The sequence below is a fragment of the Hymenobacter endophyticus genome, from assembly GCF_032464715.1.
GTDB classification, from domain to species: domain Bacteria; phylum Bacteroidota; class Bacteroidia; order Cytophagales; family Hymenobacteraceae; genus Hymenobacter; species Hymenobacter endophyticus.
In genome coordinates, this window is the sequence record NZ_JAWDJT010000014.1 from 36111 (window position 1) to 55972 (window position 19862).

The window sequence follows — 19862 nt, forward strand, 5'->3', positions numbered from 1 at the left end:
CCCCAACGAGTTGTGGGGCCGCGCTGGCTAAATCAACATGCAGGGTGTTAGCCTGCAGCGGTTAACCAGCGTTTAGGCTTTTTTTACGAGGGCCATGCCGCACTTGGGGCAGCTGCCGGGCTTGTCGCTGGCACTGCCTTCGCACTTCATCGGGCACTCGTAAGCCGTGCCGGCCACCTTGCCGGCTTTGGCGGCCGCGTCCAGCTTTTCAAACCGGGCGCTGAGCGAGCTGCCGTTGGCTTTCACGCTCACGATGGCCGTGCGCAGCATCGAACCGGCGGGCAGGGCGGCCACTAAGTGGTCGCCGGCGGGCGCGAGCTTGACCGTGCTGGTTTTGCCCGTCGTGCTGAGCAGCATGACGGAGCCCGTGGTACGGTCAACGGCCAGGGAATTTTCTTTGCCGTCGAGCAGGTACACGTGCACTTCGTTGGCGTGCTGCACCAGCTCAATGTGGTACTTGCCCGCCGTGCGCACGGTGCCCCCGTGGGGAGATTTATGCGAGTGGGTTTCCCCGGCGGCCTTGTGACCGTGGGCAGCGGCGCCGGGCTTGTGGTTGTGCTGGGCCGAAAGAGAAAGCGGAGCAGCCAGCAGCGTAGCGGCCAGCAGTAAGTGCGAAGTTTTCATGAGGGAAAGCTGAGGTAGTGCGACCAGTGGCCCATGGTGGGAATACTGCCGGCAATGGTTGCTTGGGCGGGCAGTTATCATCATTTGTGCCAGTTTCATCGGAAGCAAGCAACTGAGCCGACTGAAGGAGGAATGGGGCGCCGGATTTGAGTTGACCGCTATTGAGCACTTCTGTGCATCTTAGCTGCTTTATTGGCCTTACGCTCCTTTATGTCCGCCGCTCTACCGCCCCTTATTCAGCAATACAAGGCCGATTCCGAGTCCGTTTACAACACCTGGTTTATCAACAACGAGGAGCGGCTGAAGGCCTTTCGCTCCATCCGGCGCGGGGTGCAGCAGGTGGTCAAGGACATCAAGGCGGGCAGCTTCGGAAATGACTTCAAGGGCACCTCGCTCGAATTCGTGCTCAGCGTCATCAGCGAGCAGAAGCAGGTGTTTCAGGGCGCGGCCCACCCTTTCTACTGGAAGCCCAAGCTGCGCATCCCCGACATCTACGAGCACGAGGACAACAAGCGCGCTTTCGGGCAATTCCTGGAAAGCTGCCTGGCCGCCACCACCGAGCAGCAGCTGCTCAAGGAAATCGAGATACTCGACCGCCGCAAAATCAAGGGGCTGGGGCCGGCCGTGGCCAGCATCCTGTACTTCCTGCACCCCACCTTGATGCCGCCCTGCAACACGGCCATCGTCAACGGCTTCAACGCCCTGTTTGGCCAGAAAATCAAGCTGGGCTCCTGGCCGGAGTACCTGCGCATGCGCGAGCAGCTGCGCGATTTGAACCTGACCCACCGCCAGCACCTGAGCCTGGACTACAGCGCACTGGCCGGCCTGCTCTTTGACGTGGGCGTGAAAAAGATGATTGCCGGCGACCAGCAATTCACCACCGACGAGGAGCGCGACAAGTACCAGCAGCAGGCCCAGAAGCGCCACAAAGAGGTGCAGTCCGAAGCGCAGGAGGAAAACCAGCACACCGAGATGCAGCACCACCTACTGCGCATCGGCAAGGCTCTGGGCTGCGACGTGACCACGGCCATCAACGACCGCAACCGGCTATGCGGGGGCCAGAAGCTGTCTTTTCTCTGTCTCGACCAGCACCCCGAACTGCCCGTGCCGGCCGACGTGGCCAGCACCATCCGCCTGATTGACATCGTGTGGTTTGCGCCCGGCACGAGCCGGGTAGTGGCCGCCTTCGAGGTCGAGAAGAGCACCAGCATCTACAGCGGCATCCTGCGCCTGACGGATTTGGCGTTTTCCATGCCCGAGCACGAGACGGCGTTGTACCTGGTCGTGCCCGATGCCCGCTAGAAGGAGGTGCAGGTCCAGCTCTCGCGCCCGGCCATCCGAGCTGCTGGCGCCACCATCCACTACATCCTGTTCTCCGAGCTGCGCCAGCATTGCGAAGCGTTATGCAAGTTTGGCGACTCTCCGGCCGCCATGCGCAAGATTGCGCGGTCAGTTTCCTAAGCTAGCCCTCAATGTTAACCGACCCCATCCGACAGGCCATTCTACTTGGTTTTCCTCCGCCGATGAGCCTTTGCGACTATTCCAGCTACCTTTCCCAACGGGTATATCGCCATCTCTCGGATGTTTTCCGCTTTGGGTTGAGCTTCTCCGAATTGGGAATGACCGACCATTTTATCCTGGACTTGGCCAGGTTCTCGCACCGGAACCGGTCCGCCACTGTCAAGGTATACAAGACGTCGTGGCCGGTGGAAACCGTGTTTGGCAACGACATTGATTTATTCGTGGGGGACGGGACCGGCCAGTACGACTGGTACGCGCTGCAGGCCAAGGTGATGTCCCACGAAGGCGAGTTCAATGATTTGAAAATCAAAGTTAAAGGCGAGTTTCACCAGTGGCTCAAGCTGCTGCTACACGAGCGGTTGTTTGGTTCTCAGGCCTTTTACCTGTTGTACGTAGGCAAGTCAAAGACCAATTTTCCAACGATTAAGCCGACCAGTAAGGATTGTCACGGGGTGGCCCCCATCGGGGACTATGGCCTGAGCTTGGTGAAAGCGCTGGACATTCATAAGACAGTCACGCGCACTACTCCCATGAAGTTCACCGAGGTGTTTCCTGACCTGGTGGAGCCGCTGCGGAGCATCTTCTGCTGTCCCCGCCCATTGCCGAAGACCGCGAGAAAATACACCGAAAACGAAATTGTTACCCCTGCTTACCGGCAGGTGTATGCGCGGGATAAAGACGAGGACCCTTACCAGGGTTACAACATTTCGGACCATGTTCTGCCCGATGGCTTTGCTCCGCTTCGCGTCCTGATTGACCTGAACCCGGATGCCGTTGCTGACAAGAATGTCCGCTAAACCATACAAGCGCACTATTTTCACTTGTTGACTTAGTGTATTCTTTGCGCATCATTAATTGCCAAAAGTGGCAATAATGTAATGTATGCGTATCATTAATAGGGCACTTGGTTGTTTGCAATAGGCCTTATTAATGCTATCTTTGCGTAGCATTAACTGGAAGATTGGCAGTTAATGCTGCTTAAACGCATCATTATGGACTGGTACGCTTTGTCAGACGTGGCCGCGGTGCAAGAAATTGGCCGCAACCTGCAGCTTATTCGGCTGAATCAGGACATTACGCAGCAGGAGCTGGCGGTGCAGACGGGCTTGAGTCGGCTGACCATCAGCCAAGTCGAAAACGGCCGGCCCGCTTCCACGCTCACGTTGGTGCAGCTGCTGCGCGCGTTGGGGCGGCTCGATGTGCTGGAAGTGCTGGAAGAGTCGGCCACCATCAGCCCCTTGCAAGCGGCGCGCCTGGCGCGCCAGCAGCGGCAGCGGGCCAGCCGCCGCAACGAGGACGCTTCAACAACTGGATTATGAGTGCGCTGATAACTGCCACGGTATCTATCTGGGGCAAGCCTGTAGGAGCCGTGTTGTGGGATGAAAAACGGCGCATTGGCGTCTTTGAATACGAGCCTTCCTTTGTTCGCACGGGACTGGAGCTAGCGCCCATTATCATGCCGCTGCCAGTGGGACGGAAATCGCGCAAATTTGATTTTGCCACGCTCAACCGGGAAACCTACCAGGGCCTGCCCGGCCTGCTGGCCGACAGCCTGCCCGACCGGTACGGGCGCCAGCTCATCGACGCCTGGCTGGCTTCTAAAGGGCGGGACGCGGCTTCCTTTACGCCCGTGGAACATCTATGCTACCTCGGCCACCGGGGCATGGGCGCGCTGGTGTACGAACCGGCCTCGCAGCCCGCGCTGGAGAAAGGCGCCTCGCTGGAAGTGGGCGAGCTCGTGAAATTTGCCCGGCAGGTACTGACCAACCGGGAAGGCTTGCACACGTCGCTGGCCACCAACGCCGCCGAGGGCTTGGCGGAAATCATCAGCGTGGGCACTTCCGCTGGCGGCGCCCGCGCCAAGGCCGTTATTGCCTATAATTCCGTTACTAAGGAAGTCCGCTCCGGGCAGGTCGATGCCCCCGAAGGCTTTGCGCACTGGCTGCTCAAGCTCGACGGGGTGACCAACGCGAGCTTAGGCGACCCGGCCGGGTACGGCCGCATCGAGTACGCCTACCACCTGATGGCCCGGCAGGCGGGCCTGCAGATGACCGACTGCCAGTTGCTGGAAGAGAACGGCCGGGCGCATTTCATGACACGGCGCTTCGACCGGGTGGACGGCAGCCAGCGCTTGCACATGCAAACGCTGTGCGGGCTGGCTCACTTTGACTACAACAAGCCCGGGCTCTACACCTACGAGCAGGCCTTTCAGGTCTTGCGGAAGCTCCAGCTACCGCACCCGGCCGTGGAGGAGCTCTACCGGCGCATGGTGTTCAACGTGGTGGCGCGCAACCAGGACGACCACACCAAGAACATTTCCTTCCTGATGAACCCGGCGGGCAAGTGGAGCTTGTCCCCAGCGTACGACGTGACGTATTCCTACAACCCCACGGGCGAATGGTCCAGTCAGCACCAGATGTCGCTGGCGGGTAAGGTCGATGATTTTACAGCAGAGGATTTCCTGCAGCTGGCCAAGAACGTGCAGGTGAAAAAGCCCCGGGAGATAATCCAGCAGGTAGTCGACGCGGTAGCTAGCTGGCCCACGTTTGCGGCCGAAGCGGACGTGCCGAAAAAGCAGCAACAGGCTATTGCCGAAACGCACCGCCTACCGCTCTTCAAGGACCTTAATCAGCTGAGCCCTTCGGCGTCCTAACAGTATCAGTACTGCTAGGATGCCGAAGGGCTCAGCAAGGGTTCAAGTGCCAAGAAGGCGGTATTTTCAAAGGAGCGAGTAGCAGAAATTACCTCCCCTACTGCCCAATAACATACACGGGCACGGCCTGCGCGTCGACGCCACGTCCTGTTTCCTTCTTTACCTCTTTGCCATCTAGTAGGATAGCGCAGGTGATTTCAGATGCTGCCGTGCCCCCGTCGATGCTGGCCAGGATGGTCAGGTTGTCGCCCCGTTTCATGGTGCGCTTAAACCGGTAGCTGGCCGGGAGGGGCGTATTGTTGAGCGTCGTGTTGCCGCCGCTTTCGTTGGTGTAGCTCAGGTAATCCGATACCGGGGCGTTCGAGGTGACCTTGTACTCTACCTGGTATTCTTTCGGTCCGGTGGGAGTAGCGTCATCTTTTGAACAGCCGGAGGCCGCAGTCAGGGCTGCGCAGCTCAGCAGCAGATAGGCAAGTCGTTTCATAGTTCAAAAAGGAGAGTTAGCGGAAGTGATAGCGCAGGCCGACACTGGCCATACCCGGCCAGCGGTCGACGAGCGGGTTATTGAAGAGGTAGCCCTTGGTGCCGGTGGCCACCAGGGAGAGGCGGTTGCCCAGGAAGACATCGGCTTCGAGGCCGGCTTGCGGGCCATAGGTGAAGCGCTGGGGCTCACCCGACCCGGTAGCCAGCTCCCCACTGCGGTTTTGGTTGGTCCACTCGTAGCCGGCGCCCGCCCCCACCAGCAGATGGAAATAGGCCACTTCCCCAAGGCGGAACAGTTGGGGAGAGAGCAGCACGCGGCCCTGGTAAACCGAGTACTCCCCGCGCGCCGGCAGCGTGCCGTGTTCGTAGCCCCCACTCAGGCGCAGGGCCAGGCGGTTGGTAAGCATGGGCGTATAGCTCAGCTCGTAGTAGTCGCCCTTTTCGGAGCGGCCGACGTGGGCGCCCCAGGCGGCCAGATGTTTAACGTGGCGCTGCGCGGAGGCCGGCAAGATGCCGGCCCCGGCAGTCAAAAGCACAATAAAAAGAAGCTTTTTCATAGGGCTAGCGCGGCCTGTTTCGGTCCATTTTAATGAGCGCATTCCGGCTCAGCGTCGAGGCGTACACAGCTTCAGCGGCCTGGTGGGCCGGCCCCGCCTGCGAGGCTTCCATGAACAATCGGTCCCCCTGCTCGCGCAGCTGCATGGCCTTAATCATGTTGTCGTTGGAGGAGTTGAGAGCGGCCATCCGCTCCCCCTCCGTCATGGCGTAGCGGCCCGGGTTTTTCAGGGTGGCCTGCATCTCCACGCTTTGCGCGGTCATCTCGTCGGCAATCTTGTAGTAGTTCACGGCCATGGCCAGTTTGCGCTTGGCCATCATCTCCTCGGCCGCAAAAAGGGAAACCGTCGACTCCTCGCGCTTGGCCTGGTACTGGTCGCTGGTCAGGTTGCCGTTGGGGTCGGTTGAGCTAGTGCCGAAGCGCGAGAACACGTCGTACATGGTGTTCACGTCCTGCGCGGGGTTGGTCAGCTGCAGGGCCTGGCGCAGGCGCTGGGCCTTGGCGTAAACCGGCATCATCTGGTTGGTTTGGCTCCGGCCGGACATGGCCAGGGCCCGCGCAAACAGTTCCTGCGGGTTGGAGAGCCGCAGGTCCTGAATGCTCTGCACCTTCCGTAGGTCCGCCTGCACCTGCTTCTGCAAGTCCAGGGCTTCCTGTGTCAGGCTGCGAACCTCGCCGGTAATGTCCTTGGTAACACCGGCAATCTGACGAGCATCCTTGACAACTTGGTAGTTTTTGACCGTTTCGGTCCATTGCGCGAGACGCTTGGCGAAATCCCCGATGTGCACGCCCATATGCACCGGGTCGTTCACGACCATCTGCGCCCGGGCCCGACTAGCCGGAGCAAGTAGCAACGCGACGGCCACCAGGGCCGGAAAAAGAGTCTTTTTCATGGTTGTAGAGTTGGTGAATGGAAAGGGTTAGCGTCCCGACGCCGTGTCCGGTCCCAACTGGCCGGCGGCCGCCGTGGTAATCAGGATGGGGTAGCCATCGGGCAGCAGCACCTCCCGCAGCTTGGTGCGGGTTTTCGGGCGGCTTAACACGTTCATGGCCACGCGCCCACCCACGCCCACCACTGAGTTGGCGGCCGAGGCCGAGCGGTCGATGGCGGTGCTCACTTCCTGCATGGATTGCTGCTGCAGGTCCTGGCCGGCAAGGCTGGCATCTTTGGCGACCCGCTTGACCGGGTCAATCATGATGCCGGGCAGGTAGTTGTAGTCGTAGATGCTGGCCGCGACCCTGGTGGGCCCGAGGCGGTTTACTTCCAGCATCACGTTGTTGGTGCCCACGCTGGCAATGCCGGCAAAAACGGAATTCTTGGGGAAGGTCACGCCCGACACCACCGCGTCTTCCTGCAGGCGCAGCAGGACCACCGAGCCGGTGCGCACCTTCTGCTCCCCGTTAATGACGCACTTGAAGAACACGTCCGGTGTGAGCTCGGCCTGGCTGCCCTGGGCCATCATTCGGGCGGAGTTGCCCACCTTGACGGTGTTAAAGCCGTCCCTGCCGGCAGCGTTAGCACGATTGGCCAGGGTTTGCGCGGCCGCTTTAGGGTCACGAAAGCGCTTGCCGGTCATGCGCTCGTAGGCGGCGCGGGTTTCGGGCGGCGAGGAGCCCAGCATGGCCAGCACGTCCGGGTCCGTTTCAAACGGGGTGCCGTCGGTATCGGTCGCAGGCAGCAGCCCGGCCCGTAGGCCCCGCCCAGCCCGGTAGTTCGCCTGGCGGGCCGAAGCGCCTACTACCTGGCCGGGGCGACGCCGGGGCACCACCAGCGTTTGCGCGTGATAAGAACCCGTGGTGGGGTCCTGCAGGGTCGTTTCAATGGTGTCCACATCAGCCGCGGCCAAGCGGGCTTCCTTCTGATGGCGGCGAGCAGCCAGGGTGGCCGCCGCGGCCCGCCGCTTCCGGCGCAGGGCCTGACCCAGGGTATCGGCCACAAAGGCTTCCACTACTTCATCGGTGTTGGGGCGTACCGGCGTGCTCTGGGCTTCCTGTTCCAGCCGACGCTGCTGCTCGATTTGCGCCGAAGGCGAAACAGGGGCGGTTGGCTCGGTGGGCGCAGCCTTAATCTCCGGCTCAATGTTTTCCGAAGCCGCCGCCACGACTTCCTTTTGTTGCTGGGCGGCCTGCGTGGCCGAGCGCAGCCAGAGGAACAGGCCCCCGGCGACCAGCAAGACCAGCAGGCCGGTCAGGGGTATCCAGTTGTTGCGCAGCAGCCCCAGCGGAGTTGCTTTCGCCTGGTCAGCAGCGGGCCGGTCCGCTCCCAGGCGTCCGTGGTCGTCGTGGTCGGCTGAGCCCGTGGAATGAGATTGAGTATGTGGGTTTGCAGGTTCCATAAGAAGGCAGGGTTAGATGGTGGAGGCCCGATTGATGACCCGCGACGGCACCGGCAGCACCAGCACCCGGGCCCCGTTCAGCTCGCGCAGCGTCACTTCCAGGTAACCCCGGTCGGTCGCCGCGTAGAGCGGAATGGCGTAGGTGAGGTAGCCGGTGGTGCGGCCCGACACAACCTGATTGGTCCCGCCGCCGGAAGGGGCCAGTGGGCGGCGCGCCTCGTTCTTTTTCTTGGCCAGAAACTTCTTCTGGGCGTTTTCCACCAGCTGGAAGTCTGTGAAATCGACGTTGTAGTCGATGGCCGAGTGGTTGATGACTTTAAAGCGCAGGTAGGTAAAGTCCCGGTCGTTGCGCACGTTGGCCAGCGAAAGCACCAGGTCGTTGTCGACCACGGCCACCGACTGGTGCTCCTCCTTGGACTTGCGCAGCGCGGTGAGCTTGCCTTCCACTGCGGCTTTCTTTTCCCGCTCCTTGTCCAGTGCCAGCTCATTCTCAGGAGCCGAGCCCGACACGGAGCCAGCACCATAGTTTAGGCCCAGGGCCCCGTCTTTTTGGAAGTCGTAGAGCTGGAGCACGGGTCGGTTCACGTACACCAGTCGTCCCATCCAGTACTTGCTGCCAAAGCGGATGAGCATGGGCGTTGGCGGCGCGGACTTGCGGCGGGCGCGCACAAACACGGCGTTGGCTTCAATCTTAACCAGGTAGTTGTTGGCCATGCCCACATCAACCAGCGACACGGGGCCGCTGAACACGAGGTAGGTGGTGGAACTGTCCGACACGGCCACGTCCAGCAACGTGGGCGCGGCGGGCACCGCGGAGGAGGACGGCCGCAGCAGGGCCGACGGGGCAGAAGTGGTTTGCGCGGAGCTGGCCGAGGCCAGCAGCACCGGCAGGCCCAGGGCCAGCAGAAGTTTAGAAAACATAGGAATAGGCGTTGGGATGGGAGAAGCTTATTTGCCGGGGGTAGCAGACGAGGCCTGACCAGGGGCCACTGGGGAGACCGGGGCGATGCCGGCGTCGGGAGCCCCCACCCCCGCGCTGCGCTGCGCTTCCTGCAGGGCGCGCTGCCGGTCAGCTTCCTGCTCTTTTAGGGCTTGCAGCTCCTCGCGCGACACCTGGGGGTTGTAGGGGATGTAGTCGAAGTTGGTAATCAGCAGGCCGTAAGGGTTGGCATCCGAGCGGTTGGTTTCGGCCAGGTTGAACTTGGCGGCCAGCGGCAGGGGCTCCTTTTGCTCGCCCCCAATGAAGATGCGCTGCTTGATGTATACCCGGCCCGACCAGGGACGGTGGTTCATATCTACGAGCACGCTGTCCACCGTCACCACGTTGCGGGCGGCGTAGCGCTCGTAGTTCTGCAGCACCTGCCCGCGGGTGAACCCGTCGTAGATGCGCCGGCCCCCGCGCCCTTCGATGAGCGGCAGGGCGGCATCCAGGTTGGTTTTGTAGGTGTACTGGTCGTGCCCAAACATGGTCAGCATGAAGTTGCGCACCAGGTTGCGGGCCTCGTAGGCGGTGTGCGTTTCGGTAGTCGGCGCGGAGAGGGCGGCCACCGAGCCGGTCTGGCCGACCACGTACACGCGGCGGCCACTGTTCTCATAGGCGCGGTACACCAGGAAACCCGCCGCCAGGGCCACGAGCAGCAGGGCCAGCACGCTGCCCATGGCAAGGTTGCGCATGGTGGAGAAAGAGGTACTTAGGTTTTTGGCAGAATCCATTTAAAATGCGGTTTAAGTCATCAAGAGGGGATGTAGGAGGCTGGGATTTTCTTCCCCACGGCCCCTTATTTGGCCAGGGGCAGGGAGATTTGCAGGCCCCGGTAGGGGTAGGTTAGTAAGCCGGCGTCTTTGCCGCCATCCTGGCTGGCATAAGCGTAGAGCACCCCCTAAACCGTGACCGGCTGCGCGGGCCGCATTGGCACCACTTGGCCGCCCCGGTCGATGTCGCTGATGAAAAATCCGCGCAGTGAGTCTTTGGCGGAGGGCAGTTGCAGCTTGCCGATGCCGGGCTTGCTCTTGCCAAAGCCCATCGGCTTCCAGCGCAGCACGACCGCAAAAGGGATGCAGTAGCCGGGTCCTACTTTGGGGTAGCCCCGCTGGGCGCTTCGCAAGCCGGCCGGCAGGGCGAGGATGGCCGCGACCGGGGCCTGGCTGGTTACCGAAACCAGCTCCAGGTACCCTTCTTCGGGCAGCATCTGCGCTACCCCGGGCTCCACGTTCACTGCTGACGCCGGCAGGGCCGGAGGCAACGTAGTGGCTGCTTTCCAGGCTTCCGCTTTGGCTTGCTCAGCAGGGCTGTTGGCGTTGGTTTGCAGCGCGTCGACAAGGTGCGTGGCCGCCTTTTCCTCCTGGGATTGGCAGGCGCTGGCCAGGCCCAGGGCGAGCAGGGCCAGGTAACGGGTTGAATGGTTCATCAGAAAAAGGAAGGATTGGTTAAACCGTCCACAGCCCGGAGGGCCGTTGCCGGTAGGAAGGGTTCAGCGCGTCTGACATGGTGATGGTGGGCAGGCCCGCCGAAGCCGAGCTGCCGCCACTTGGTGACGGTGTTCCGCCGCCAGAGCTGCCACCACCATCACCGCCGCCACCGCCCGCGCTGCCGCTGGCTGCTTTGCTGCCGCCGCCCATGGCGCGGCCGATGGCGCCGGATACGCCGTGCCCGCCGCCGTTCATGCCCGCCGAGACGCCGGCCCCCGCCGCAGCTGCCGAAGCGGCCATGCCCACCACCGAGCCGACAAAGCTTTGTGCGGCCGAGGAGCCGATGATGAGGCTGGTCAGGTAGGGTACCATGAGGTAGAGCATGATGAAAGCGACCGACACCACCAACTGCTTGGTGTCCTGCTCGACGGCTGCCGGCCCCGCGAACACCCCGCCAAACGTGGTATTGGAGGATGTGTAGTAAGTGTAGAGCAAGTCCAACAGGGCAAACGACAACCCCCAGAACTGCACGGCCAGGAAGTTTTGCAGCCACTTCATCGCCAGCTGGCCGAAGGAGGGAATGACCGACAGGCAGATGGAAATGGGGCCGCAGACAAACAGGAACCCGAGGATGAACTGCTGGATGAACTGCATGATTTGCCGAATTAGCAGCACCACTTCCCCGGTCACCAGCTGCAGCAGAATGTTGGTTAAGCTGAAAGAGGTGATGGTTTTGAGCAGGTTGCTGATTTCGTCCACCCCTTGCTCGACCACCGTTTTCTGCGAGAGGGTGTCGGCGCTGCTGATGGTGGTGCCAAGCGCCGAGGCGGCCGTCGAGCCGTCCGGGGTGGCAAAGAGCCGGGTGAAATTGGCGACCCCCGAGCTAAGCGTGTCAATCAGCTCCTGGTAGAAGAAGAGTAGGAAGAATATCCACACCGCCTTAAGGATGGGACCCCAGTCCATGGAGAGCCCGTGACCCGAGAGGAAGCCCCGCCCGACCGTGTAGAGCAGGGCAATGAGCATGAAGGTGGGCGTGATGAAGCGGCAGGCGCGCAGCACGATTTGCAGGGTCTGGTCGCAGGCGCTCAGAAACGTCGGGTCGGCTCCGTAGGCGACCATCAGGTAGAGGCCGCTCATTGGGCCAGCACGCCCATGCGGGCCTGTTTATCTTCCACAAACTGGTCCACCGCATAGTCGAGACGCTGCACCTTCACGGGCTCGTACTGCGGGTTACCCTCGGCGTCCAGCTGCAACCGGCCGCTTTTGTCGAGCACCGGCTTGCGGTTGGTTTGCTGGTAGAACTTCACCAGCTTATTGAGGTAGTTGCGCTCCACGGGCTTGGAGGTGAGAATAGCATCGAGCTGCGGGGAAGCTTCTACCCCGAATATCTTGCCCTTGGCACCCTGTTTGATGAAGATTTCGCGCAGTGCGTCCGTGGAGCGCACCGACTTAATCAGGTCCATCTCGTGGCCGGTTAGCCCCAGTGGGGGCTGCAATTGCGCCAAGGAGTCGGGGTTGACGTGGCGCAGGATAATCTTGGTGGCCGAGTTGTTGATGATGGCCGGGCCAATCTTGCTGCTGGTAATCTCGGTGATGCCCTGGGTGATGATGGTGACCGAGCCGTTGGTTTTGCGGATGGTGCGGTACATGGACTCAATGAACTCCGAGAGCACCCCCGAGAGCATGGTCCAGGCCTCGTCCAGGGCGATGTACTTGATGTCGTCGGGAAACTTGCGGAACAGGTCCAGGCTCAGTTCGGTGATGAGCATGGCCACCACCGGGTACAGGTCGGGGTCGGCCTGCACCTTGGCCAGGTCAAAGCAGATGAGCCGGTACTCCGACAAATCCACGTCGCGCTGAGCGTTGAGCACCCGCTCGTAGCGGCCGCCGGTGATGTACTGGCCCAGCACCAGAAAGAACTGGTGCATGTCGATGTACTTCAGGTTTTTCTGGTACTGCCGGCGTGCCCCGTCCAGTGGGTCAGCTTCTTGCCCTTCGCCGGGCACCGCCACGGGCTTCTGCATTTCGTGGTCGAACTGCTCGACGAACTTATAAAAGCTTTCCATTCCCGGAAACTCCTCATCCTTCTGATTCAGTCGGTCGCTCTCGTTCAGGCAGGCATAATACTCTATCAGAAAGCGGCTCAGAATGGTCCGTTCCGACTTGTCAAGGCCGGTATCCTTGCCGCCCTTCCAGAGCGCAGCCAGCAGGGCCAGGTGGAAGTTGGTTTTCTCGTCGTTGTAGAGCCACTTGCCCGACGCGTCGCGGGGCACGATGAAGGGGTTGAACTCAATCGGACGGGTGGGGTCGTACTCGAAGTAGGTGTTGTCGAAGTCCTCGCCGTTGAGCGACTGCAGCACGTTGCGGTAGGTACCGCCCACGTCCATGATAATCTGGCGGGCGCCCTTCTCGAAGCGCTGCACAATCAAATTGCCGAAGGTGTAGCTCTTGCCCGAGCCCGAGGGGCCGATGACAATGGCGTTCTGGTTGTCTAGGGCCGTGTTGAACAGGTTTACCTGCACCAGGTTGCGGAACCTATCGGTCAGGTACTCCCCCACCGGGTCGGTTTTGTAGGTAGCCGTCCAGTGGGTATAGCACGCCCCACGGTCGGAAGAGCAGGTCAGCCAGCGGTCCGGCACCTGCCAGGCGTTGCCGGGCAGCAAACCGAAGAACACGGGCAGGGCCAAATAGCTTTCCACCACGCTTTCCGTGCCGAACATGTAGCGGAACGCCGCCGTGGCCTTCTCGACGTTTTCGCGCCGGCTGTTGTCGTTGGTGTCCCAGAGCAGCAGCGAGAGGTGCAGGCCCACAATCTGCTTGTTCTCGGCTCGTACTTCCGCCGTGAACTCTTCAACTTCGGCCGCCCGCAGCGCATTGTCCTGGGTGGAGAGAAACGAGAGCGAGGCGTTGAGCTTGCGGTCGGTATCCAGCGAACTGAGCTCGGCGCGGGTGTCCTGCACGAGCAGGGCCTGCGTCAGCACGTGGGGGCACTGCAGCACGTGGGTGAGCGGGTAAAGCATGGGCGCGGTCACCCCGTAGCTGTTCTTGACCGCCGCGTGGGCCTCGCTGCCCTGGCCCACCATTGAGAGTATGTTGACCTTGTGCTCGCCCACGCTGAGCGTGCCCAGGTCGTTGCCGATTTCGCGCTCCTGCCGGGTGGGCTGGCCGTCGAAGTTGAGATTGAAGTACTGCAGGTAGAGCTGGTGCATCTCGCGGCTGCTCATGCGCTCAAACGCCACGCCGCCCAGGTTCTTGAGGCCTTGGGTGAATTCCACGGCGCTGGCCTCGGCCACCTCCAGGGTGTGCACGAGCTGCGCGAAGGGGTTCTTGATGAGGGCTTCCCCGGCCCGGGCCACCAGGGCATTCACGGCATTGGTACGGGTGGTTTTCACCGCAACCGGCGCGAAGGATAGAAACAGGTAGGACTTCTGGAACAGCACCAGCCGCTCGAAGAAGTGCTTGTTCATCTTGCCCTCGAAGTAGGTCTGCTGGGTCTTGTCTTCGCGGTAGGGCCGGTCGTAGTAGATGTCGGTTTTCTGCACGATGGTGCCCACCGGCAGCGGGCGCAGCACGCCCACAAGCGCCGTTTGGAAGGCGTCGTAGTCTTCGACCGTCCAGCTTTCCATTTCGGCCGGCTCAATCACGAAGCCCACGGCGACGCGGCCGTCCTTGAAGACCACCTTGTTCTCTTCAAAGGAATGCACCGGCATCACCGCGTTAAACGCGGTTGTTTTGGGTGTTTTTGCCATGAGCGGGAAGGGGTAATAGCCCCACCGCCAGGCGGCGGGGCTGAATGAAGGTGTAGGAGAGCCACCCCATCAGGAAGCCCGGCGCTTGCGTCCGGGTGAGGTAGCGCAGGCCCAGCAGCAGGCCGATTTCCGACAGGATGACCAGCAGGTAGACCATGCGCGGAATCTTGACGGCCATGCCCAGAAAGCCGAGCAGCAGCACGGAGCCGATGAACAGGCCCACCAGCAGGCCCAGGTCCTGCAGGTTCATACCCAGCACCTGAGCAGGCCGCTCGATGGATTTATAGGAGCGCATGGCAGCGGCTTAATTGGTCAAGCCCCCGCCCTCGCTGCCGCCCACGGCACTCACCAGGTCGTCCTTGAAGAGCTGGAAGCCGAACCAGAGCAACACCCCGCCCACAAGCCAGCCCAGGGAGCCCAGCGCGTCGGGGGAACCTTGAATAAACTTCATCACCACCCGAATCAGGCCGATGATGAGGATGATAGCAAAAATGACCTGCACGATGCCAATCACCTTCTCCTTGACCTGCGTGAGCGCCGCTTCGGCGCTTTGGGCCCGGGCCGCGCCGGTCGAGAGGGCCAGCACCGTCAGTAGCGCGTAGCCGCGCTGCTCCAGCTTGGAGGGTTGGTAGGTCTGGCCGGCCGCCAGCAGATTCAGGCCGTGGGCGGCGACAGTAGTCGCGCCGCGGCGCAGGGAGGTGAACAGGGGTGTTTGCATGGAAAAAGTAGGAGGGTGAAAGGGTGAATAGGGTGAGCGTAAAGGCCCGCGCCTCAGGCGGTTGCGGGTGCGGCGCGTTGGTTTTCCAGCGCCTCGTTCATCACCAGGCGCATTTTGGCCCGCCGCTCGGCGGCGGTCAGCTCCACGCCGCGGTTGTGCGCGTCGGTCGCCGTGGGTGCCGGGGCCGTGATGTAATTGTGCTTGGCGCCTTCGGGCAGCTGGCCCGCTTCGGCCGTAGCCGTGGGGGTCTGGTCTTCGGCCTGACTGCCATCTGCGATTGATGCGGCCGTTTCCGTCGGAGCGTCCGCCGGGGCTGCTTCCGCTTCTGCCCCCGTCACGTCGGCCGCTGCGGCTGTTGCGGTAGGCGCTTGCGGCGGCGCATCCTGGAAGTCGGCCAGCCGATAGTGCCGGGTGCGCAGCGAGGCGTGGTTGCCGTCAAGGGCGGGCGGAGCCAGGGCGCTGCCGGTGCCAGCTGGCATGGCGTAGCGCCACCAGAGCCCGCCTAGGGCCACTAAGAGCAGAAAGAGCACCAACCACAGCATGGGTTTCAAGCAACAGGTCGAAGTTTTTTATGAGCAATTGCGGCAACTATACGGAGCACTTCCGTATAAGTTCTGCTTTAGGAGAAGTTTTGAAGCAGTTATGCCGAAGCTTTGCGGGTGTTATTGCCCAGAAGCCGACGTGGTTAAATGCCCGCAGCAAGTGCGGTAGTGCAGACGGCCAGCTGGTTTGCTACCTTGCGCGCCCTCCAATTGCTGCTGCATGAACACTTCTATTCCCACTCCCCCGGCTACCACCCCAGTAGAGCCGGTCAATGCGGGCTTTCCTGACCCCGCGCTCATCGTTTCCTATGCCACCGTTCTGCGCTACATCCGCCACCGCCTCAACACGCTACTGCACGGGCAGCTTAAGCCCTGGGCCCAGCAGCACAAGTTCAACTACGCCCGGCTGATTGAAATCAAAAAGCTGGAGGAGGAAACCCAGGCCGTGCTGCTGCAGCGCCTGATGACCCACTTCCAGTTCCCCACCGAGCTGCTGCGCATCATCGTGCACCAGTCGCGCCGCCACTTTTTCCTCTTCACCTCGCCCGACAGCCTGACCCGGTTCAAGGCTGAGCTCAACCTCTTCGACAACCCCCCCTTCGACGCCCCGGCGTCAGCTACTACGCCCACTTCATCCCCTAACTAGCGGAAAGGCCCTGGAGCCTAACCGCTCCACGTTGCTCTTTTCCCTATGCCTGCTTCCGTTGCTTCCCGCCGCCCGGCGAAACCTGCGACTACCCCGGCCGCCCTGGGTCCCCAGCTGCCCAATTCGGCCCTGGCCATAGCTTATGACGAGGCCCGGCGATATGTGCAGCTGCGCCTGCGCAGCCTGCCCCACGGGGGCCTGCGGGCCACCTGCACCGCCTTTGGCTTTCCTTACACGACCAGCGTGGGCCTGAAAACCGGCAGCCTGCAGCGCGAAGAATACCGCCTGGTGCAGAAGCACCTGCGCGTGTTCGGCTTCGAAACAGAGCTGGTGCGCCTGTACGTGAGCGGCCAGCTCTGCGAGCACTACCTCTTTGCCGACTCTGCCCTGCTCGCAACCCTGCGCGAGCAGCTGGCCGCTCACGAGCAGCTGGTCAGCTAGCCGCCCCTCCCCTGTTGCCTTCTGGCTCTTATTCCCGCCCCGGCTTCCGGCGGCGCGGCTGGTTTGTACCCCTTCCTTTCCCTATCTATGCCCGCAACTCCTCCCCCGCGCGACAACGACCCTCAGGAGCTCGACCGCTTCAAGCAATCCATCGACCTGGTTGACTACGCCACCCGGCGCCACGGCTACGACGTGAAAAAGGCCGGCCCCCGCGGCCACTGGCACCAGCTGGAAAAGGACGGCGAGATGCTCATCGTCTCCCGCAAGGGCGACCACCAGGTGTACCTGAACCCCGGCGACGACCGCGATTCGGGCTCTATTATCGACTTCGTGAAAACCCGCGAAAACCAGACGCTGGGCCAGGTGCGGCAGACTTTGCGCCAGTACCTGGGCGAGCCCGAGCAAGGCTGGCAGGCGGCCACATCTCCCCCACCGCCCACCCCGGCGGCGTACGCACCCACGCCCACCGGGCCGGCTGAGATGGAATCGGAGGCCGAGCGCCGGGCCCGCCTCGTCGCGGCGGTGATGGGCACCCACGCTTCGCTAACGGACCGCACCTACCTGCACCAGCGTCACTTGTCGGACGAGACCATCGACAGCCCCGCCTTTCAGGGGCGGGTATTTACCAGCCAGCAGGGGAACTTCCGCAACACGGCTTTCCCGCTCTACAACGAGCACGGCATTGCTACGGTGGAGCAGCGCAACAACGAGTACAAGCACCTGCTGCAGCTCCCTAAAACCGGGGTGTGGGTGTCGCATCCCACCGAGGGCAAGGACACGCCGGTACAGCGCCTGGTGGTGTCGGAAAGCCCCGTGGATGCCATGAGCTACCACCAGCTGCACCACCGCGGCGCGCAAGGGCAGCCCAACACGCTGTACGTGGCCACCAGCGGCACCGTAACCGAGCGGCAGGTGGAGTTGATTCAGAAGCTCATCGACAAGCAGGAGCCGAAAGAAGTGGTGCTGGCCAACGACAACGACGCCGCTGGCCGGCGCTTCAACATCAATTACCTCAACGAGCTGCAGGTGCCGCGGCGGGCCCGCGAAGTAGCCGATGGCCAGGTGGCTTACGACGAGGCGCCCCGCCCGGTGGAGTGGCACGCCACGGCCGCTGGCAAGTACCACACCGCCCTGCGCGTGGAGTATCACCACGCCAGCCGCGCCGAGGGCACTGAGCAAATGAGCCAGCTAACGGCCCAGGTGCAGCAGATACGGCCGGCGGCGGACGAAGCCGTGGCCTTGGAAGTGCAGCGGGCCACCCGGCAGGAAACCGTCGTGCGCCTGGTCGTGCCCAACGCTGATAGCTACGCCCTCGAAGACCTGGCCCGCACCCTGCACGCCCAGCGCGAAACGCAGCGCGAGCAGCTGGAACGCCAGCCTCAGGAACCCGGCCGGCAGCCCGAGAACTTCATTCGCACCGAGTACGCCATCAGCAAGGACTTCAACCGCGACCTGGAGCTGCTCAGCCAGGGCCTCAGCCGCGAGCAGGTAGCCCAGCAGGCCCACGCCGACGAGTTGGCCAAGGAGCAGCAGCGCCAAGTGAAAGCCCGCCAGGAACAAGAGCAGCGCCAGCAGGCCCAGCAGCGGGAAGCAGAGCGAGAGCAGGCCGCCCAATCTCCCGAAGCCCAACGCCGGGAGGCTGAGCAGCAGCAGCGCCAGGCCGCTGGGCTCGTAGTCGCCGCGGCCACCGGCGACCCGGCCCTGCAGCGGGCGGTGCAGCTGACGGTGACCGAACCCACCCCGGCGGACGAGGCCACGCCCAGCCAGGCCCAGCAGATGCGCGAGCTGCTGCGCAAGGCCGGGGCGCAGGTAGAATTGCGAGCGGAAACGGACCCCGCCAGTGGCCAGCTGCGCAGTGAACTCGACGTCCGCTACCACCCCCACGGCACCCCCGGCGGGCTGCGTCAACTCAGTCAGACGCTGGACGCGCTGGATAAGTCACCGCTCGTTGCGCTCAAGGAACCCGTACAAGAGCAGGCCGAGCGCCGCCAGTTAGCCGCCGCTCCCCCGGAGCAGCAATCGGTGACGAAAACAGCCATCATTCGCATCGACGAGCCCGAGCCGCGGCCGGGAGCTAACGGTCAGGCGGAAGCCGTCGCGGAGCAGCTGCGCGACGCGGGCCTGAACACCGGCTCGCTGCGCAGCGCCACCGACCCGGCCACCCACCAGCGCCACAGCGAAATCGAGGTCAGCTACCGGCTCGACCAGCCCAACCTGGCGCGGGTAAGTGCCGCGCTCGATGACGTGGCCCGCCAGCCTGGCGCCCACCTGCACGAGCACGCTGCCGACCGAGCCGAGCGGCACCGTCTGGCACCGAGCGGCGTTACGGCCAGCAACCTAGCCGAGCGCAACGCCGGTCCCGAGCGGTAAAAGCCGGCTGATTCCAAGGCCAGGCGCCCGAACATGTGCGCTGATTCTTTAGTTTTGCAGGAATAGCAAGCTGCTCACCATGCTGGCAAAAACAGGTCCCACTTCTTTTCATGCTCCGTTTGGCCTGCTCCTGGCAGACCAGACCCTGGCACCCGCTGCTCTGCGGCCGCTGCCTATTTCCGAGCGCCCGGCCCTGTTTGTGGGTCCGCATCGAGGCTAATCCACCTTCCTGGTAAACGTCCCACCGCAGCTCTGCGGTTGCCCGCGGCTTGCTTATAGCCGGCGGATGGGACTGTTTTTTTCAGCCCCCGCTAGTGCGGGCGGGCCGGAACCCTCTTTGCATTCCCTTCCACGCTAGTACCCTCCGTTATGATATCTACCGGTCACCGGCCATTTTCCAACTTCTGCCCGGCCATGAAAGGCCTGATTTTACAGCTTATCCGGGACGAATACCAACCCCTGTTGCAACTACCACCGACCCTGTCGGCCGAGGCCTGGTCCGAGGCCGTTACCAAGGCCAACCCCATCCTGTTTTACCTTAACGACGGGGCCCCGCTGATTCAAATTGGGGAAGCGTCCCGCCAAAGCCTGCTCAAGTTTCTCAAGCAGCAATTTGGCTCCGCGCAGTAAGTCGCTGCTCGGCTCGCTGAAACGCCCGGTTGGTTATCCAATCGGGCGTTTTATTTTAAAGCCTAACCTCCGGCCTCCTATTCAGAAGCACAGTGCCGCGCCATTCCACCGTCCGCAGGTTACAGCTGCGACCCATACCTAAGGCAGTTCAGACGCCAGGGGCAGTGGGGGAGAAATGTTTAAC

General features: G+C 62.5%; 21 protein-coding genes. 8 read left to right on the forward strand and 13 right to left on the reverse strand.

The genetic code is table 11. From position 1 onward, the window contains the following. Positions 1-72: 72 nt before the first annotated feature. Positions 73-624: a heavy metal-binding domain-containing protein gene (locus tag ROI90_RS17810; protein WP_243520519.1), complete on the reverse strand. Its 552-nt coding sequence runs from the start codon at positions 622-624 to the stop codon at positions 73-75. A 210-nt stretch (positions 625-834) separates the two neighbouring features. On the opposite strand from ROI90_RS17810, the gene ROI90_RS17815 reads away from it, so the two are divergent. The 4 genes from ROI90_RS17815 (at position 835) to ROI90_RS17830 (ending at position 4798) form a co-directional block, all read left to right on the forward strand. Beyond that, on the forward strand, positions 835-1926 hold the full coding sequence (locus tag ROI90_RS17815) for a hypothetical protein (protein WP_315999690.1): 1092 nt from the start codon (positions 835-837) through the stop codon (positions 1924-1926). Between the two features lie 170 nt (positions 1927-2096). After that, the gene (locus ROI90_RS17820) at positions 2097-2942 is read left to right on the forward strand and encodes a DUF6615 family protein (RefSeq protein WP_243520521.1); all 846 of its coding nucleotides are present in this window, start codon (positions 2097-2099) and stop codon (positions 2940-2942) included. A 174-nt stretch (positions 2943-3116) separates the two neighbouring features. After that, positions 3117-3464, forward strand: coding sequence for a helix-turn-helix domain-containing protein (locus tag ROI90_RS17825; RefSeq protein ID WP_243520522.1), 348 nt, complete (start codon positions 3117-3119; stop codon positions 3462-3464). After that, complete coding sequence (locus ROI90_RS17830) at positions 3461-4798, forward strand: type II toxin-antitoxin system HipA family toxin (protein ID WP_243520524.1); 1338 nt, start codon at positions 3461-3463, stop codon at positions 4796-4798. The genes ROI90_RS17825 and ROI90_RS17830 overlap by 4 nt, the downstream gene beginning before the upstream one ends. A gap of 97 nt (positions 4799-4895) precedes the next feature. Here ROI90_RS17830 and ROI90_RS17835 read toward each other — a convergent pair whose 3' ends face one another. From ROI90_RS17835 to ROI90_RS17890, 12 genes are all read right to left on the reverse strand, one after another. Next, positions 4896-5282 carry a hypothetical protein gene (locus ROI90_RS17835; RefSeq protein ID WP_243520527.1) on the reverse strand — a complete coding sequence of 129 codons (387 nt, stop codon included), beginning with the start codon at positions 5280-5282 and terminating at the stop codon, positions 4896-4898. Positions 5283-5298: 16 nt separating this feature from the next. Further along, positions 5299-5838, reverse strand: a complete 540-nt coding sequence (locus ROI90_RS17840) for a hypothetical protein (RefSeq protein WP_243520529.1) — start codon at positions 5836-5838, stop codon at positions 5299-5301. A gap of 4 nt (positions 5839-5842) precedes the next feature. Continuing rightward, positions 5843-6730, reverse strand: coding sequence for a hypothetical protein (locus ROI90_RS17845; RefSeq protein ID WP_243520531.1), 888 nt, complete (start codon positions 6728-6730; stop codon positions 5843-5845). 27 nt (positions 6731-6757) lie between these two features. Continuing rightward, the gene (gene traM, locus ROI90_RS17850; protein ID WP_315999691.1) at positions 6758-8173 is read right to left on the reverse strand and encodes a conjugative transposon protein TraM; all 1416 of its coding nucleotides are present in this window, start codon (positions 8171-8173) and stop codon (positions 6758-6760) included. Positions 8174-8185: 12 nt separating this feature from the next. Next, on the reverse strand, positions 8186-9094 hold the full coding sequence (locus ROI90_RS17855) for a DUF4138 domain-containing protein (RefSeq protein WP_243520535.1): 909 nt from the start codon (positions 9092-9094) through the stop codon (positions 8186-8188). A gap of 27 nt (positions 9095-9121) precedes the next feature. Continuing rightward, entirely contained in the window at positions 9122-9886 is a 765-nt protein-coding gene (locus tag ROI90_RS17860) for a conjugal transfer protein TraK (protein WP_243520537.1), read from the reverse strand. A 167-nt stretch (positions 9887-10053) separates the two neighbouring features. After that, positions 10054-10581: a hypothetical protein gene (locus ROI90_RS17865; RefSeq protein WP_315999692.1), complete on the reverse strand. Its 528-nt coding sequence runs from the start codon at positions 10579-10581 to the stop codon at positions 10054-10056. A 19-nt stretch (positions 10582-10600) separates the two neighbouring features. Beyond that, complete coding sequence (locus tag ROI90_RS17870; RefSeq protein WP_315999693.1) at positions 10601-11719, reverse strand: hypothetical protein; 1119 nt, start codon at positions 11717-11719, stop codon at positions 10601-10603. Further along, positions 11716-14331 (reverse strand): VirB4 family type IV secretion system protein, encoded by a 2616-nt coding sequence (locus ROI90_RS17875; protein WP_315999694.1) that lies wholly within the window; start codon positions 14329-14331, stop codon positions 11716-11718. Before ROI90_RS17875 ends, ROI90_RS17870 begins: the two co-directional genes overlap by 4 nt. After that, entirely contained in the window at positions 14300-14626 is a 327-nt protein-coding gene (locus ROI90_RS17880; protein WP_227610273.1) for a hypothetical protein, read from the reverse strand. The genes ROI90_RS17875 and ROI90_RS17880 overlap by 32 nt, the downstream gene beginning before the upstream one ends. Before the next feature lie 9 nt (positions 14627-14635). Further along, entirely contained in the window at positions 14636-15049 is a 414-nt protein-coding gene (locus tag ROI90_RS17885; protein ID WP_243520545.1) for a hypothetical protein, read from the reverse strand. Positions 15050-15102: 53 nt separating this feature from the next. Then, the gene (locus tag ROI90_RS17890; RefSeq protein ID WP_315999695.1) at positions 15103-15600 is read right to left on the reverse strand and encodes a hypothetical protein; all 498 of its coding nucleotides are present in this window, start codon (positions 15598-15600) and stop codon (positions 15103-15105) included. A gap of 211 nt (positions 15601-15811) precedes the next feature. On the opposite strand from ROI90_RS17890, the gene ROI90_RS17895 reads away from it, so the two are divergent. The 4 genes from ROI90_RS17895 (at position 15812) to ROI90_RS17910 (ending at position 19678) form a co-directional block, all read left to right on the forward strand. Next, positions 15812-16237, forward strand: coding sequence for a hypothetical protein (locus ROI90_RS17895; RefSeq protein WP_198979026.1), 426 nt, complete (start codon positions 15812-15814; stop codon positions 16235-16237). Between the two features lie 45 nt (positions 16238-16282). Continuing rightward, entirely contained in the window at positions 16283-16678 is a 396-nt protein-coding gene (locus ROI90_RS17900; protein ID WP_315999696.1) for a hypothetical protein, read from the forward strand. An 87-nt stretch (positions 16679-16765) separates the two neighbouring features. Continuing rightward, positions 16766-19048, forward strand: a complete 2283-nt coding sequence (locus ROI90_RS17905; protein WP_243520551.1) for a toprim domain-containing protein — start codon at positions 16766-16768, stop codon at positions 19046-19048. Positions 19049-19417: 369 nt separating this feature from the next. Beyond that, positions 19418-19678: a hypothetical protein gene (locus ROI90_RS17910; protein ID WP_196956832.1), complete on the forward strand. Its 261-nt coding sequence runs from the start codon at positions 19418-19420 to the stop codon at positions 19676-19678. The last annotated feature ends 184 nt before the right edge of the window (positions 19679-19862 follow it).

Bases quoted from the DNA above. Each gene is read 5' to 3' on its own strand.
- ROI90_RS17810 (WP_243520519.1), bottom strand. From the start codon at position 624: ATGAAAACTTCGCACTTACTGCTGGCCGCTACGCTGCTGGCTGCTCCG.
- ROI90_RS17815 (WP_315999690.1), top strand. From the start codon at position 835: ATGTCCGCCGCTCTACCGCCCCTTATTCAGCAATACAAGGCCGATTCC.
- ROI90_RS17820 (WP_243520521.1), top strand. From the start codon at position 2,097: ATGTTAACCGACCCCATCCGACAGGCCATTCTACTTGGTTTTCCTCCG.
- ROI90_RS17825 (WP_243520522.1), top strand. From the start codon at position 3,117: ATGCTGCTTAAACGCATCATTATGGACTGGTACGCTTTGTCAGACGTG.
- ROI90_RS17830 (WP_243520524.1), top strand. From the start codon at position 3,461: ATGAGTGCGCTGATAACTGCCACGGTATCTATCTGGGGCAAGCCTGTA.
- ROI90_RS17835 (WP_243520527.1), bottom strand. From the start codon at position 5,282: ATGAAACGACTTGCCTATCTGCTGCTGAGCTGCGCAGCCCTGACTGCG.
- ROI90_RS17840 (WP_243520529.1), bottom strand. From the start codon at position 5,838: ATGAAAAAGCTTCTTTTTATTGTGCTTTTGACTGCCGGGGCCGGCATC.
- ROI90_RS17845 (WP_243520531.1), bottom strand. From the start codon at position 6,730: ATGAAAAAGACTCTTTTTCCGGCCCTGGTGGCCGTCGCGTTGCTACTT.
- traM (WP_315999691.1), bottom strand. From the start codon at position 8,173: ATGGAACCTGCAAACCCACATACTCAATCTCATTCCACGGGCTCAGCC.
- ROI90_RS17855 (WP_243520535.1), bottom strand. From the start codon at position 9,094: ATGTTTTCTAAACTTCTGCTGGCCCTGGGCCTGCCGGTGCTGCTGGCC.
- ROI90_RS17860 (WP_243520537.1), bottom strand. From the start codon at position 9,886: ATGGATTCTGCCAAAAACCTAAGTACCTCTTTCTCCACCATGCGCAAC.
- ROI90_RS17865 (WP_315999692.1), bottom strand. From the start codon at position 10,581: ATGAACCATTCAACCCGTTACCTGGCCCTGCTCGCCCTGGGCCTGGCC.
- ROI90_RS17870 (WP_315999693.1), bottom strand. From the start codon at position 11,719: ATGAGCGGCCTCTACCTGATGGTCGCCTACGGAGCCGACCCGACGTTT.
- ROI90_RS17875 (WP_315999694.1), bottom strand. From the start codon at position 14,331: ATGGCAAAAACACCCAAAACAACCGCGTTTAACGCGGTGATGCCGGTG.
- ROI90_RS17880 (WP_227610273.1), bottom strand. From the start codon at position 14,626: ATGCGCTCCTATAAATCCATCGAGCGGCCTGCTCAGGTGCTGGGTATG.
- ROI90_RS17885 (WP_243520545.1), bottom strand. From the start codon at position 15,049: ATGCAAACACCCCTGTTCACCTCCCTGCGCCGCGGCGCGACTACTGTC.
- ROI90_RS17895 (WP_198979026.1), top strand. From the start codon at position 15,812: ATGAACACTTCTATTCCCACTCCCCCGGCTACCACCCCAGTAGAGCCG.
- ROI90_RS17900 (WP_315999696.1), top strand. From the start codon at position 16,283: ATGCCTGCTTCCGTTGCTTCCCGCCGCCCGGCGAAACCTGCGACTACC.
- ROI90_RS17905 (WP_243520551.1), top strand. From the start codon at position 16,766: ATGCCCGCAACTCCTCCCCCGCGCGACAACGACCCTCAGGAGCTCGAC.
- ROI90_RS17910 (WP_196956832.1), top strand. From the start codon at position 19,418: ATGATATCTACCGGTCACCGGCCATTTTCCAACTTCTGCCCGGCCATG.